Here is a 14,684-nt window from a genome sequence, read left to right on the forward strand (position 1 = left end):
ATGAATATATACTAGCAAAAAGCCAAACCACCGCAATACAAAACCAACAAACAAAGCAAATAAGCAATATAAAACCAAAAACAACCAGAAAAAAGAAACATAAAACCAGCCCAGCTAGAATTAGTTAGCTAAAATGAAAAATAATTCTAGAAAAATCACTCTCCAAGGTCACGCTGTTGGTGTTTTGCACGAAATAGTTGAGAAAACTAACTTTACTGACTCGAAATATTAATGATCAAGCGAAGGTCTGATATAACTATAAGTCACATAACAAGTAAGCAATTGGAGTTAATAAATGAAAATGGTTTACAGCAATGAAAATAGTTTTCTAGTAAACAATGTAAAAAACATCATTGAAGCTCAAGGCATACAGGTATTTATCAAAAATGAATATGCCCAAGGCGCTGTAGGGGAAATTTCTGCATTTGATTCATGGCCAGAACTATGGGTAGTTAATGATAGTGATGTTAAGCAAGCAGAGCTGATTATTAAAACTAACCAAAACCAAACTAGTTATACACAGTGGATATGCAACAATTGCTGTGAAAGCAATGATGCCTCTTTTGAACTGTGCTGGAAGTGTCAAAAAGAAAATACTTAATCCTTCCAATTTTCCGTCAAAAAACATAAGCAAGCGACGTTAGGCATGTTTAACAATTAATGCTACATTTCTACACTTTAAAATTCAAAAGCATAAAAAAACCGGAGAACCTTGTTTTAATTAGGCTTTCCGGTCTTTATTGGTTCTTACTGAACCTTGTAGTGGTGCGGATGGTGGGACTTGAACCCACACGAGCATAGCTCACCACCCCCTCAAGATGGCGCGTCTACCAATTCCGCCACATCCGCATAGTAATTTGTCAAACTATATTAATTGCTAATATTAGTTTGGAACGTCACCGTCGTTTTCTTTTTTCGCTGGTGCGTCTGATGCTGGTACATCGCTGTTTTGTACTGCTGCATCTTTAGCTGGTTCAACGCTTTCGGTTGGAATAGCATCAACAGCGGCTTCAGCTGCTGGTGCGCTTAAGTCATTCCACTCGTCAACCGCTTTAGTTCTGTTAGCAGTTAAGTTACCTAAAATAAGGCTGATAACAAAAAAACCAATCGCTAAATACGTTGTTGCAGAAGTTAGGAAGTTACCTGAACCACCTGAACCAAATACAGTCGCTGAAGAGCCTGCACCAAATGATGCGCCCATATCAGCACCTTTACCTTGCTGGATTAACACTAAACCAATTAAGGCTAAGGCAATAATTACATATGCAATAATTAAAACTTGATACAACATTTCTATTTTCCTTTAGCTGCTAAACAAATCGATGAGAATTGTTCAACTTTTAAACTTGCACCGCCAATAAGACCACCGTCTATATCTGCTTGTGCGAATAATTCTTCACAGTTAGTAGCATTAACGCTACCACCATATAATAAAGGCACTTTAGCTGCTACCAGCTCATTATTTTGTGCCAAAAATTGACGAATAAACTGATGCGTTTCTTGCGCCATTTCGCTTGATGCCGTTTTACCTGTACCAATAGCCCAAACAGGCTCGTAGGCAATAACCACATCAACAAATTTTTCAATACCTACTTCATCAATTACCGGTTGTAATTGAGAGGCTAAAACAGTTTCTGTTTGCTCTGTTGCACGTTCGCTTTCACTTTCACCGATACAAAGTATTGGTGTAAGGCCTGCGTTCAGTGCTGCATTGACTTTGTGAGCAACTTGCGTTGATGTTTCTTTATATAAACTTCTACGCTCAGAATGCCCTACAATAACATAGTTTACTGATAATTCTTTCAACATATTTGTTGAAACTTCACCGGTAAAAGCACCGCTGTCATGCTCACTAACATTTTGACTACCTACAAAGAGGTTAGTTGCCACATTAGCCTTGCTTAATTCGCTTTTAAGCTCAGATAAATATGGAAAGCTAGGACAAATAACAACATCAACATTTTCAGCTAATTTAATGTCGCTTAAACCAGTAACCATAGTGTTAACTAGGGCTGAATTACCATTCATTTTCCAGTTAGCAGCAACAATTGCACGTCTTGTCATGTAAATTCCTCGATTCATTGCCAAAATGAAGCCGCGAGATATTAACTAACCTAAGCAAAAGATACAAGTAAATAACGTGATATCTTTTGCTATTTGTATGCTTTTCAGACAAATATTGTCACGAAGTTAAGATCTTGCGAATAATTAAAGCAATTAACTTTATTAATGATTACTTAACTTGCTTAACTTGTTCAGCTATTTGGTTTGCCAAACGTGTTACTTCATCTTTATCTGAACCTTCAACCATCACTCTGATAAGAGGCTCTGTGCCTGATTTTCGAAGTAACACACGTCCGCGTCCGGTTAACTCAGCATTAACCTTTTCAACTTCAGCTTGAACGTTTTCGTCACTGAGCGGATCGTTTTCACCTGTGAACCTTACATTAACTAAGACTTGTGGAAGCATGGTCATGCCTTGTCTTAATTCAAATAAGGTTTTATTGTTTTGACAAACAGCAGTAAGTACATTTAAGGCGGCAATAATACCATCACCTGTGGAGGTATGATTTAAGTTGATAATGTGACCAGAGTTTTCTGCCCCTAGATTCCAGCCCTTTTCTCTTAGCATTTCCATAACATACCTATCACCCACATTACTGCGCGCAAACGGTATATTCAAATCAGCAAGTGCAAGCTCTAAGCCCATATTACTCATTAGGGTACCCACAACACCGCCAGATAAGTTGCCTGATTTCAAATCATTACATGCGATGATGTATACCGCTTCGTCACCATCAATAACATGGCCTGTATGATCAACCATCATCAAGCGGTCACCATCGCCATCAAGTGCGATACCTAAATCAGCTTCATGTTCAACTACCGCTTTGCTGATCATATCCATTGAGGTAGCGCCACAACCATCATTAATGTTAGTGCCATTAGGTGAGGTTGCTAACTCAATAACCGTTGCGCCAAGCTCCCTAAAGACATTTGGTGCAATATGATAGGTAGCGCCGTTGGCGCAATCTACAACCATTTTAATGCCTTGAAGCGATAACTGGCTTGGGAAATTACTTTTACAAAACTCAATATAACGACCTGCAGCATCAGCAATACGTGTTGCTTTACCTAAATGAGCTGATTCAACACACCCCATAGGTTGGTCTAATTGTGCTTCAATAGCGAGTTCAACTTCATCTGGTAACTTTTGACCATCTTGAGAGAAAAACTTAATACCATTATCGTAAAATGGGTTATGTGAAGCACTAATAACAATACCTGCTTCAGCCCTGAAGGTTTTAGTTAAATAGGCAATACCTGGCGTTGGCATTGGTCCTAATAAACCGATATCTATACCTGCAGCTGAAAAGCCTGCTTCAAGGGCTGATTCAAGCATGTAGCCAGAAATACGAGTATCTTTGCCTATTAAGACTTTTTTAGTACCTTGCGCTGCAAGCTCTTTACCTGCGGCATAGCCAAGTTTCATAACAAATTCTGGTGAAATTGGGTATTGACCAACTAAGCCACGTACGCCATCGGTACCAAAATACTTACGTTTAGACATAGGTTTTCCTTTTTATCTTTTATATTGTTCACTTTAAATACGCAGGCAAAGTGAAACTGAAAATAGTGCGTTTAAATTATTTAATAATTAGTCGTTATTTATCTTTATATTGCAATTACAAATTCTGTGTTACAGCGGATAACACTTTCATGGCATCAGCCGTTTCTTCAACATCATGTACTCTAATGATATTAGCGCCCTGCTGGGCTGCAAGTATCGCGGTGGTTAAACTACCAGCTAAACGGTGTTCAACCTCTTTATTTAACAAGTTACCTATCATAGATTTGCGTGAAGTACCCGAAAGTACCGGTAAGCCCAATACTTTAAACTTCGATAAATGTCCTAACAGTTGATAATTTTGCTCTAAGGTTTTACCAAAGCCAAAACCAGGATCAATAATTATCCGCTCTTTAGCAATACCCGCTTTTTGACATACATCGATACGTTGCTGAAAAAACAACATTATATCATCAATCAGATCGTCATATTGAGGATTATTTTGCATTGTTCTGGGTAAACCTTGCATATGCATCAAGCATACTGGCACATTGCTATTTGCTACCACTTCTAAACAATGCTCATTTTGTAATGCACGTACGTCATTAATAATATCGGCACCATGATTAATCGACTCAGCCATGACTTCTGCTTTACTCGTATCAACAGAAATAAGCACATCAAAATGTGCTTTGATAAGCTTAACTAATGGAACTACACGTGAGAGTTCATCATTTTCACTGACCTGTGCAGCACCAGGCCTTGTCGATTCTCCGCCGATATCGATAATCGTTGCGCCTTGCTCTATCATCTTGGTAACTTGCGAAATAGCTGCATCTGTATGGGTATATTTACCACCATCAGAAAACGAGTCAGGGGTTACATTTAATATCCCCATTACTTGAGGCTGAGCTGTTTGATTTAAAATTTGCTTTAACAACGGTGAAGACAAAATAATTACTCTTTAATTTATGATAGTGGCAGATAAAACAAAGCCCCGATGTTTAAACAACAACGAGGCTTAATATACTTATTTTAGATGCTCTTAACTTGGGCTATCGCCCTTAGGCTCTGATAAGTCAGGATTCGTTTTATCTTCACTGACTTCTGTTGCCTTTGCTGCTGTTTCATCTTTCTTCTCAGCTGATGCATTTCCGCTGGTTGAATTAGAATCAGACTTGTCGTCTTTATCTTCCCAATCAGAAGGAGCACGTACTTCTTTACGCTCCATTAAGTCATCAATCTGATTTGCATCAATGGTTTCATATTTCATTAACGCATCTTTCATCGCATGAAGAATATCCATGTTATCTTTAATTAAGTTTTCCGCACGCTCATAATTACGGTGAATAACTTCTTTAATCTCATCATCAATGTCTTTCGCTGTTTCATCCGACATATGTAAAGATTTTGCTGATGTTCTGCCTAAAAATACTTCGCCTTCTTCTTCAGCAAACAACATTGGTCCCATTTTATCCGAAAGACCCCATTGAGTAACCATCTTACGAGCAATGTTAGTTGCACGTTCAATATCATTTGATGCACCCGTTGATACTTTATCTGAGCCATAAATAACATCTTCAGCAATACGCCCACCATATAGTGATGAAATATTACTTTCTAAGTGTTGCTTAGAATGACTAAATCTATCTTGCTCTGGTAAGTACATAGTTACACCGAGGGCTCGACCACGAGGAATAATACTTACTTTATAAACAGGATCATGATCTGGTACTAATCGACCAACAATTGCATGACCTGCTTCATGATAGGCAGTCATTTCTTTCTCAGAATCACTCATTACCATAGTGCGACGTTCTGAGCCCATCATGATTTTATCTTTTGCTTTATCAAACTCTGCCATCCCCACTAAACGACGTGAAGTACGAGCAGCAAATAATGCAGCTTCATTAACTAAGTTTGCTAAATCAGCGCCTGAGAATCCAGGTGTACCACGTGCAATAACTGACGCTTTAACATCATCAGCAAGAGGTACTTTACGCATATGAACTTTAAGAATTTGTTCACGACCACGAATATCAGGTAAACCTACTGTCACTTGACGGTCAAAACGACCTGGTCTTAATAACGCAGGGTCAAGAACATCTGGACGGTTAGTAGCAGCAATAACAATAACGCCTTCGTTACCTTCAAAGCCATCCATTTCTACAAGCATTTGGTTTAAAGTTTGCTCACGTTCATCATGACCACCACCTAAACCAGCACCACGTTGACGACCTACCGCATCAATCTCATCGATAAAGATAATACAAGGTGCTGCTTTTTTTGCTTGCTCAAACATATCACGAACACGTGATGCACCAACACCAACAAACATTTCAACAAAATCTGAACCTGAAATAGTAAAGAATGGTACTTTAGCTTCACCCGCAATGGCTTTTGCTAATAATGTTTTACCGGTACCAGGTTGACCAACTAATAAAATACCCGATGGAATACGTCCACCTAATTTTTGGAATCTTGTTGGTTCACGTAAGTAATCAACCAATTCAGCAACTTCTTCTTTTGCTTCATCACAACCTGCTACATCAGCAAAGGTGGTTTTAATTTGTTCTTCATTTAATTGACGGGCTTTACTTTTACCGAAAGACATTGCGCCTTTACCGCCGCCACCTTGCATTTGACGCATGAAGAAAATCCATACACCAATTAACAGGATCATTGGGAACCAAGAAACAAAAATAGTCGTTAAGAAGCTTGTCTCTTCAGGTAATTTACCTTGAGCACGAACGCCTTGTTTCACTAAATCATTAATTAAGTCACCATCGTAACCACCTGGGATCACGGTAACAAATGCTTCACCGCTACGTTTTTCACCCGTTATAACGCCGTTTCTATCAACACTAGCTTCACGAATTTGCCCTTGGCGAACGTCCTGAATAAAGCGCGTATAGTCCATTTGTTGTTCATTTGCGGTATTTGGAGAAAAACTCTGAAATACGCTCATTAACACAACCGCAATAACTAACCATAAAATAAGATTTTTTGCCATATCGCTCAACTTAATGACCTCTTTTGGTGCTTAAAAAAATTTTCATTAATATACATTTAAAATTATAGCGCTTAATCTACTACAAATTAAGCCCTGTCGCTATTTAACTTTAGTAGCTATTAACAACTAGTTACACTTGTCGTTAATTTACTTATTAGCCTTTATAGCCCGTAGCTACTAGGTATACTTCCCTTGAGCGCGCTCTAGATGACTCTGGTTTACGAGTTTTAACCGTTTTAAAAACGGCACGAACTTCTTTCATATATTGTTCAAAACCCGCCCCCTGAAACACCTTAACAACAAAAGCGCCATTTTGTTTTAATACATGGCTACACATATCTAAAGCTAATTCTACAAGGTACATACTCCGCGCTGAATCAGCACTTTCATTGCCTGTCATGTTAGCTGCCATATCAGACATCACCACATCAATATTTTTTCCGTTAATACGTGTTAGCAATGCATCTAAAACAGCTTCTTCACGAAAATCGCCTTCAAGAAAATCAACTCCAGCAATAGCGTCCATGGGTAAAATATCACAAGCAACAACTTGGCCATTATCTCCAACCACTTTGCTGGCATATTCAGACCAACCACCTGGAGCAGCACCTAAGTCCACAACTTTCATACCGGGCTTAATGAGTTTGTCTTTAAGGTTTATCTCTTCTATTTTAAATACTGCACGAGAGCGCAAACCGAGTTTTTGCGCTTTTTTAACGTACTCATCATCAAAATGTTCATCAAGCCAGCGTTGACTGCTAACCGTATGCTTTTTCTTGCTCATGCTTATTTTGCTCAGATAAGGTCTTAAACAAATAATTGTCTAACAAATTAGTATTAATCACTAGATAAGGGTAAAATACTCATAATTCAAGCCAACTTGTTAAAAATTTCAAATGACTTTAAATAAAAAACAAATTCAACACTTAAAAGGTTTAGCTCACTCGCTAAAACCTATCGTATTGCTAGGTAGTAACGGACTTACTGAAGCCGTTATAGCAGAGATTGATTATGCCCTTAATCATCATGAGTTAATCAAAGTAAAGATTCCTACTGATGACAGAGAAACAAAAGCGTTAATAGTAGAAGCAATATGCCGTGAAACTAACGCAACTAAAGTGCAAGTTATCGGTAAAACATTGATTATCTACCGCCAAAGCGATGAAAAGAAAATTAGTATTCCGAAATTGTAATACTTATCTCTGATAAAAAAGACCGTTATCGGTCTTTTTTATTCATAAGCTGTATTTCTAGGTTAAATTTTTAAGCTTTTAACGACTTTGACAAAAAAAACATTTTGTCCCTAGCTAAATTCCCTGTATTGACAAATTAAAAATTTTGTTTGCATAATTAATTTATGAAAAAGCAAACACATCACAACCAATACTTTAGCAAATGGTATAACCAAGACTTCAGGTTAGCCTTTGCGCTGTTCTGCTACTAACACACATTTCATTTTTACCGCTACTCTCTATTCACTTACTTAGAAGAATTACCCTCATTCGTGTAATAGAGATTTTATTATTAGCTAATGAGACTATAAAAATGAAAACAATTATCGAACCATTTCGAATCAAATCAGTAGAGCCTATTCGCATGACCAGTGTTAGCGAGCGAGAGGCACTTCTAAAACAAGCCAATTACAATTTATTCTCTTTAAAGTCTGACGATGTATTAATAGATCTACTGACTGACTCAGGTACCTCAGCGATGAGTACAAAGCAATGGGCAGGCATTCAAATGGGTGATGAAAGCTACGCTGGCTCTCCTTCGTTTTATCGCTTTGAACAAGCATTGAAAGAGTTAGCACCTTTTAAGCACATTATTCCAACACACCAAGGCCGAGCAGCAGAAAAGATTCTTTTTTCTATTTTAGAATCGGCTCAATCAACCGATAGCAGTAAAACGCAAATCATACCGAACAATACGCATTTTGATACTACCCGTGCAAATATCGAAGCTACAGGTAGTCAGGCATTAGATTTAGTAACAAAACAAGGGTTAGATCCTGAACTTGAATTGCCGTTTAAAGGTGATATGGATTTAATGCGACTACGCGATCTATTAGAAACTCAAGGTGATCAAGTACCTATTGTCATGTTAACTATCACGAATAACTCAGGTGGTGGCCAACCTGTATCAATGGAGAATATTCGTCAAACTAAAGCCTTATGTGATGAGTTTAATAAACCGCTATTTCTTGATGCCTGTCGATTTGCTGAAAACGCTTATTTCATTAAACAAAGAGAAGCAGGTTATCAAGACAAAACACCGAAAGAAATTGTACAAGAGATTTTTAGTTATGCTGATGGTATGACGATGAGTGCAAAAAAAGATGCCTTGGTAAATATGGGCGGCTGGTTAGCACTGAATGATGATAACTTGGCCATGAAAGCGCGTAATGTGCTTATCCTTACCGAAGGTTTTCCGACATATGGTGGCTTATCGGGGCGTGATTTAGAAGCAATGGCAGTTGGCCTTGAAGAAATTGTTGAAGAGGATTACCTCAACTACCGAATTAGCTCTACGGCCTACTTTGGTGATGCACTCGATAAACTCGGTATTCCCATTGTTAAACCTGTCGGTGGCCATGCAGTATATATTGATGCAAGAGCTATGTTACCTCACATCTCTCCAAATGATTACCCTGGACAAGCACTGGCCATTGAGATGTATCGCTTAGGGGGAATTAGGGGCTGTGAAATTGGTACCGTTATGTTCGGACAACAAGTTGATGGTAGCGAGAAGCTTGCAGCGATGGATTTAGTCAGAATGGCTATTCCAAGGCGAGTCTATACACAGTCACATATTGATTATTGCATTGAATGTTTAGCTGAAGTTAATAAAAACAAAGAGAAATTACGTGGTGTAGATATTAGCTGGCAACCACCAATGCTAAGGCACTTTACCTGTCACTTTACTCCAAAGTAACTTACTTGAAATACATATAAATTTTTTACGCTATTTAATACGCAAAAAGTGCCTAACAAAGCTATGTTGTCAGGCACTTTTTTATTATATACACCCCAAGAGTACTCCTTAGGCGCCCAGATTAGCTGTTACTTTTTCTCAGTATCCTCTTCACAGAGTGTAATTGTTTTTTGTACCAGCTTCACGCGACCAGACTCTACTAAAGCATTTCGAAGAACATACTCAATTTGCGCATTAACACTACGCAATTCATCATCTGACCATCGCTGCATTGCGGCTAATACATCTGGGCTAATTCTTAAAGGAAAGCTTTTTTTAGCTGCCACTATGATCTCCCATTACGTATCAATTTAATATAATGAGCCAGCATTCACTATAGGCTGTGTATTTTGATCACTACATAACACCACTAATAAATTACTTACCATGGTTGCTTTACGCTCTTCATCAAGCTCTACGATTTGTTTTTCAGATAACTGATTTAATGCCATATCAACCATGCCTACTGCACCATCAACAATCTTACTTCTTGCGGCAATAATTGCAGCAGCTTGTTGTCTTTGTAACATCGCGTTGGCTATTTCAGGTGCGTAAGCTAAATGACTAATTCTTGCTTCGTGAACTCTTACACCCGCTTTTTCTAGACGTTGCTGAATTTCACCTTTAAGTGCTTCAGATACTTCTTTAGGGTGAGAGCGTAACGCTATTTCATCGCCTTCATGCTGATCATACGGGTAGCTTATGGCCATATTTCTTAGTGCTGATTCACTTTGAATATTAACAAAGCTTATATAGTCATCAACTTCGAAAACCGCCTCTGCCGTATCATCGACTGACCAGACCACCACTGTCGCAATTTCAATCGGGTTACCATGGTTATCATTTACCTTCATTTGATTTGATTCGAAGTTACGAATTCTTAATGAAATATTCTTACGAATAAAAAACGGAATAGTCCATTGTAAACCACTGTTTTTAACAGTTCCTACATAGCTACCAAAAAAGGTCATCACCTTCGCTTGATTAGGTTGAACGATAAAAAAGCCAGGCAAAGAAATAATAGCCAAAATAAAGAATAATACTGTACTAACACCCACTTGCGCTGAAAGCACATCTGATACCAGATAAGCTGCCAGTAGCAGTAAAACAATAAAGGCTACATAGCCATTAAGTGATAACCCTTTCCTTTCTTTCATACTTTGGTTCGACATAAAGAACTCCTGTTTATATTATGCAATTCATTAAAACATAAAAATGATATCATTTTGATATCACGGAATATAACAGAAAATTTCATAAAGGCAAATAACACGCAAAGAAAAAGCCCTAAGTTTTGCAACTTAGGGCTTTCAAAAATATAAAATCTTATAATGATTAAATATGATCTACCGAAATAATTTCATATTCAACTAAACCGCCAGGGGTTTTAATTTCTATTTCGCTATCAACAGTTTTACCAATTAAACCACGTGCTATAGGTGAATTAACTGAAATACGGTTTTGCTTAATATCAGCTTCGTCGTCACCTACAATTTGGTATGTCACCTCTTCGTCCGTTTCTATATTTAACAAACCTACAGTGGTACCAAAAATAACTTTACCTGTATTCGGTATTTTAGAGATATCGATTATTTGAGCATTACCCAACTTACCTTCAATATCTTGAATACGACCTTCACAAAAACCTTGCTGCTCACGTGCTGCATGATATTCGGCATTTTCCTTTAAATCACCATGCTCACGAGCTTCAGCGATCGATTCTACAATTTCAGGACGTTTTACAGTTTTTAAATGGTTCAGCTCTTCACGCAATCTGTCTGCACCTTGAACCGTCATCGGATATTGACTCATAATATTCTTCTTCTTAAATAAAAAAGTTGTCTTAACAACAACTTTTTAAATTACATCAATGTATAAATGCTGTACTCATCATAAGTACAGCAACTAAACTTTTATTTACAACGCTTATGAAGCTCTTGAATAGAAGTAACAGTATTTCTATCATCTGCCGCATGAGACATACACGTCGCGAACGCAGCATTTAATGTTGTAGTGTACGCCACTTTATAACGCAATGCACCACCACGCAATACTTTAGAATCTTCAATCGCCTTACGGCCTTCTGTAGTATTAATAATGTAGTTGTACTCTTCGTTCTTAATTCTATCAAGAATATGAGGACGACCTTCGTGTACTTTATTCACTAAACGTACAGGAACATTCGCTTCACCAAGCACAATGGCCGTACCATGTGTTGCATCTAATTCATAACCTAATGCAACCATTTGTTTAGCTAAATCGACTACACGCTCTTTATCACTATTACGTACAGAAATTAATGCTCTACCCGACTTAGGTACTGAAACACCTGCACCTAAGTTAGCTTTTGCGTATGCTTCTTCGAAAGTATCACCAACACCCATTACTTCACCTGTTGAACGCATTTCTGGTCCAACTAAAGGATCACTACCATGGAACTTGTTAAACGGAATAACAACTTCTTTAACAGAAAAGAAAGGTGGGATAGTTTCTTCAGTTACGCCCTGCTCTGCTAGTGATTTACCAGCCATAACACGTGCGCCAACTTTAGCTAAAGGTACTGACGTTGCTTTTGAAACAAAAGGAACAGTACGTGCAGCACGCGGGTTCACTTCAATTAAATACACTTTTCCGTCTTTAACAGCCATCTGTGTATTCATCAAACCAACAACACCTAACTCAAACGCTAAGTCAGAGACTTGCTTGCGCATAACATCTTGAATATCTTGGCTTAAGCTATATGCAGGTAAAGAACATGCTGAGTCACCAGAGTGAACACCCGCTTGCTCAATATGTTGCATAATACCACCAACAACGACTCTTTCACCGTCACAAATAACGTCAATATCAACTTCAATAGCATCATCAAGGAAATGATCAAGTAATACTGGTGCTTCATTTGAAACACTTACAGCTTCAGTCATGTAACGACGTAAGTCATCTAAGTCATATACAATTTCCATTGCACGACCACCTAATACATACGATGGACGTACAACAAGAGGGAAGCCAATAGCTTCAGCTTTAGCCAGTGCTTCATCTAATGAAGTTACGGTAGCATTTTCAGGTTGTAATAAACCTAAACGGTCAACAGCCTGTTGGAAACGCTCTCTATCTTCTGCTCTATCAATTGCATCAGGTGAAGTACCAATAATTGGCACACCAGCCGCTTCTAAAGCACGTGCCAATTTAAGTGGTGTTTGACCACCGTATTGCACAATAACGCCCTTAGGCTTTTCAATGCGTACTATTTCAAGAACATCTTCAAAAGTAATTGATTCGAAATATAATCTGTCAGAGGTATCGTAATCAGTAGAAACGGTTTCAGGGTTACAGTTCACCATGATTGTTTCAAAGCCGTCTTCACGTAATGCTAAAGCAGCATGTACACAACAGTAATCAAATTCAATACCTTGACCAATACGGTTTGGGCCACCGCCTAAGATCATGATTTTATCTTTATCACTTGGATTCGCTTCACATTCTTCATCATAGCTAGAGTACATGTAAGCCGTATCTGAACTAAATTCAGCAGCACAAGTATCAACACGCTTATAAACTGGGAATATTTCTGCATTATGACGCTTCTTACGAATCTCAGCTTCTGCCACACCAATTAAGTCAGCTAGACGAGAATCAGCAAAACCTTTACGTTTTAATTTACGTAAGTAGTCAGCCGTTAATATTTTTAAACCACCTTCACTAACTTTAGCTTCTTCTAAAACGATATCTTCAATTTGTACTAGAAACCAACGATCAATCTTAGTTAGTCTAAATACATCATCAACTGTTAAGCCTAAACGGAAAGCATCTGCTACGTACCAAATACGGTCAGAGCCAGCTTCTTGAAGTTCATGCATAATTTCAGTTTTAGCACCCGGTTGCGTCACATCAACTTTCGGGTCAAAACCGTTTACGCCAACTTCTAAACCACGAAGTGCTTTTTGCATTGATTCTTGTTGGTTACGGCCAATTGCCATTACTTCACCAACAGATTTCATTTGCGTGGTTAACCTGTCTTCTGAGCCTGCAAATTTTTCAAAGTTAAAACGTGGAATCTTAGTCACAACGTAGTCAATTGTTGGCTCAAATGACGCCGGTGTAGCACCACCAGTAATATCATTTGATAATTCATCTAAGGTGTAACCTACAGCAAGTTTTGCTGCAATTTTAGCAATTGGGAAACCTGTAGCTTTTGATGCCAACGCAGATGAACGAGATACACGTGGGTTCATTTCAATAATAACCATACGGCCAGTATCAGGACAAACACCGAATTGTACGTTCGAACCACCCGTTTCAACACCAATTTCACGTAATACTGCAAGAGATGCATTACGCATGATTTGGTATTCTTTATCTGTTAGGGTTTGAGCTGGTGCTACAGTAATTGAGTCACCCGTATGAATACCCATTGGATCGAAGTTTTCAATTGAACAAATAATGATACAGTTATCATTTTTGTCTCGAACCACTTCCATCTCGTACTCTTTCCAACCAATTAATGATTCATCAATCAATAACTCATTTGTTGGTGATAAATCCAAACCACGCGTACAAATTTCTTCGTATTCTTCTTGGTTATAAGCGATACCGCCACCAGTACCACCCATAGTAAATGATGGGCGAATAATACAAGGGAAGCCGATGCGTTTAGCTGTTTCTCTTGCTTCATCCATTGAGTGAACAATTTCAGCACGAGGACATTCTAAACCAATGTTTTTCATTGCTTTATCAAAACGTTCACGGTTTTCAGCTTTATCAATCGCATCTGCCGTAGCACCAATCATTTCAACGTTAAATTCTTCTAAAACGCCTTTTGATTCTAACTCTAAAGCACAGTTAAGTGCCGTTTGACCACCCATTGTCGGTAAAACCGCATCAGGACGTTCTTTTTCAATAATTTTACGAACAACTTCCCAGTGAATTGGCTCGATATAAGTTGCATCGGCCATTTCTGGATCAGTCATTATCGTTGCAGGGTTTGAGTTAACTAAAATAACTCTATAGCCTTCTTCGCGAAGCGCTTTACAGGCTTGCGCGCCTGAATAGTCAAACTCACAAGCTTGACCAATTACAATAGGACCAGCACCTAAAATTAAGATACTTTTTATGTCATTACGTTTTGGCATA

General features: G+C 38.3%; 13 protein-coding genes and 1 tRNA gene. 3 read left to right on the forward strand and 11 right to left on the reverse strand.

Translation table 11 applies throughout. The features are described 5' to 3' along the window. Nucleotides 1-295 precede the first annotated feature (295 nt). Complete coding sequence (locus tag EPA86_RS10995; protein ID WP_140603530.1) at nt 296-601, forward strand: putative signal transducing protein; 306 nt, start codon at nt 296-298, stop codon at nt 599-601. 162 nt (nt 602-763) lie between these two features. On the opposite strand, the gene EPA86_RS11000 is transcribed toward EPA86_RS10995, so the two are convergent. From EPA86_RS11000 to rlmE, 7 genes are all read right to left on the reverse strand, one after another. Next, a tRNA-Leu gene (locus EPA86_RS11000) sits at nt 764-849 on the reverse strand. A 34-nt stretch (nt 850-883) separates the two neighbouring features. Continuing rightward, complete coding sequence (gene secG, locus EPA86_RS11005) at nt 884-1,291, reverse strand: preprotein translocase subunit SecG (RefSeq protein WP_140603532.1); 408 nt, start codon at nt 1,289-1,291, stop codon at nt 884-886. Nucleotides 1,292-1,293: 2 nt separating this feature from the next. After that, entirely contained in the window at nt 1,294-2,064 is a 771-nt protein-coding gene (tpiA, locus tag EPA86_RS11010) for a triose-phosphate isomerase (protein ID WP_140603534.1), read from the reverse strand. 169 nt (nt 2,065-2,233) lie between these two features. Next, nucleotides 2,234-3,571 (reverse strand): phosphoglucosamine mutase, encoded by a 1,338-nt coding sequence (gene glmM, locus EPA86_RS11015; protein WP_140603536.1) that lies wholly within the window; start codon nt 3,569-3,571, stop codon nt 2,234-2,236. A 115-nt stretch (nt 3,572-3,686) separates the two neighbouring features. Continuing rightward, nucleotides 3,687-4,466 carry a dihydropteroate synthase gene (folP, locus tag EPA86_RS11020; protein ID WP_140603733.1) on the reverse strand — a complete coding sequence of 260 codons (780 nt, stop codon included), beginning with the start codon at nt 4,464-4,466 and terminating at the stop codon, nt 3,687-3,689. A 147-nt stretch (nt 4,467-4,613) separates the two neighbouring features. Further along, a complete protein-coding gene (gene ftsH, locus EPA86_RS11025) occupies nt 4,614-6,590 on the reverse strand; it encodes an ATP-dependent zinc metalloprotease FtsH (protein ID WP_140603538.1) in 1,977 nt (658 codons plus the stop codon). A 145-nt stretch (nt 6,591-6,735) separates the two neighbouring features. Continuing rightward, entirely contained in the window at nt 6,736-7,365 is a 630-nt protein-coding gene (gene rlmE, locus EPA86_RS11030) for a 23S rRNA (uridine(2552)-2'-O)-methyltransferase RlmE (protein WP_140603540.1), read from the reverse strand. 112 nt (nt 7,366-7,477) lie between these two features. On the opposite strand from rlmE, the gene yhbY reads away from it, so the two are divergent. Both yhbY and EPA86_RS11040 read left to right on the forward strand, forming a co-directional pair. Beyond that, nucleotides 7,478-7,774, forward strand: coding sequence for a ribosome assembly RNA-binding protein YhbY (yhbY, locus tag EPA86_RS11035; protein ID WP_140603542.1), 297 nt, complete (start codon nt 7,478-7,480; stop codon nt 7,772-7,774). A gap of 352 nt (nt 7,775-8,126) precedes the next feature. Beyond that, on the forward strand, nt 8,127-9,512 hold the full coding sequence (locus EPA86_RS11040; protein ID WP_140603544.1) for a tryptophanase: 1,386 nt from the start codon (nt 8,127-8,129) through the stop codon (nt 9,510-9,512). Between the two features lie 128 nt (nt 9,513-9,640). On the opposite strand, the gene EPA86_RS11045 is transcribed toward EPA86_RS11040, so the two are convergent. From EPA86_RS11045 to carB, 4 genes are all read right to left on the reverse strand, one after another. Next, complete coding sequence (locus tag EPA86_RS11045) at nt 9,641-9,838, reverse strand: type II toxin-antitoxin system antitoxin (RefSeq protein WP_140603546.1); 198 nt, start codon at nt 9,836-9,838, stop codon at nt 9,641-9,643. Nucleotides 9,839-9,862: 24 nt separating this feature from the next. Then, nucleotides 9,863-10,723, reverse strand: a complete 861-nt coding sequence (locus EPA86_RS11050) for an SPFH domain-containing protein (protein ID WP_246058372.1) — start codon at nt 10,721-10,723, stop codon at nt 9,863-9,865. Between the two features lie 163 nt (nt 10,724-10,886). Beyond that, nucleotides 10,887-11,363: a transcription elongation factor GreA gene (gene greA / locus EPA86_RS11055; RefSeq protein ID WP_140603548.1), complete on the reverse strand. Its 477-nt coding sequence runs from the start codon at nt 11,361-11,363 to the stop codon at nt 10,887-10,889. A gap of 101 nt (nt 11,364-11,464) precedes the next feature. After that, entirely contained in the window at nt 11,465-14,683 is a 3,219-nt protein-coding gene (gene carB, locus EPA86_RS11060) for a carbamoyl-phosphate synthase large subunit (RefSeq protein ID WP_140603550.1), read from the reverse strand. Nucleotide 14,684: the final 1 nt, after the last annotated feature.

This window comes from Litorilituus lipolyticus, from assembly GCF_006439335.1.
In the GTDB taxonomy this organism is placed as follows: domain Bacteria; phylum Pseudomonadota; class Gammaproteobacteria; order Enterobacterales; family Alteromonadaceae; genus Colwellia; species Colwellia lipolytica.

Coding starts and splice junctions, on each gene's coding strand:
- EPA86_RS10995 (WP_140603530.1), top strand. CDS start 296: ATGAAAATGGTTTACAGCAATGAAAATAGTTTTCTAGTAAACAATGTA.
- secG (WP_140603532.1), bottom strand. CDS start 1,291: ATGTTGTATCAAGTTTTAATTATTGCATATGTAATTATTGCCTTAGCC.
- tpiA (WP_140603534.1), bottom strand. CDS start 2,064: ATGACAAGACGTGCAATTGTTGCTGCTAACTGGAAAATGAATGGTAAT.
- glmM (WP_140603536.1), bottom strand. CDS start 3,571: ATGTCTAAACGTAAGTATTTTGGTACCGATGGCGTACGTGGCTTAGTT.
- folP (WP_140603733.1), bottom strand. CDS start 4,466: ATGGGGATATTAAATGTAACCCCTGACTCGTTTTCTGATGGTGGTAAA.
- rlmE (WP_140603540.1), bottom strand. CDS start 7,365: ATGAGCAAGAAAAAGCATACGGTTAGCAGTCAACGCTGGCTTGATGAA.
- yhbY (WP_140603542.1), top strand. CDS start 7,478: ATGACTTTAAATAAAAAACAAATTCAACACTTAAAAGGTTTAGCTCAC.
- EPA86_RS11040 (WP_140603544.1), top strand. CDS start 8,127: ATGAAAACAATTATCGAACCATTTCGAATCAAATCAGTAGAGCCTATT.
- EPA86_RS11050 (WP_246058372.1), bottom strand. CDS start 10,723: ATGTCGAACCAAAGTATGAAAGAAAGGAAAGGGTTATCACTTAATGGC.
- greA (WP_140603548.1), bottom strand. CDS start 11,363: ATGAGTCAATATCCGATGACGGTTCAAGGTGCAGACAGATTGCGTGAA.
- carB (WP_140603550.1), bottom strand. CDS start 14,683: ATGCCAAAACGTAATGACATAAAAAGTATCTTAATTTTAGGTGCTGGT.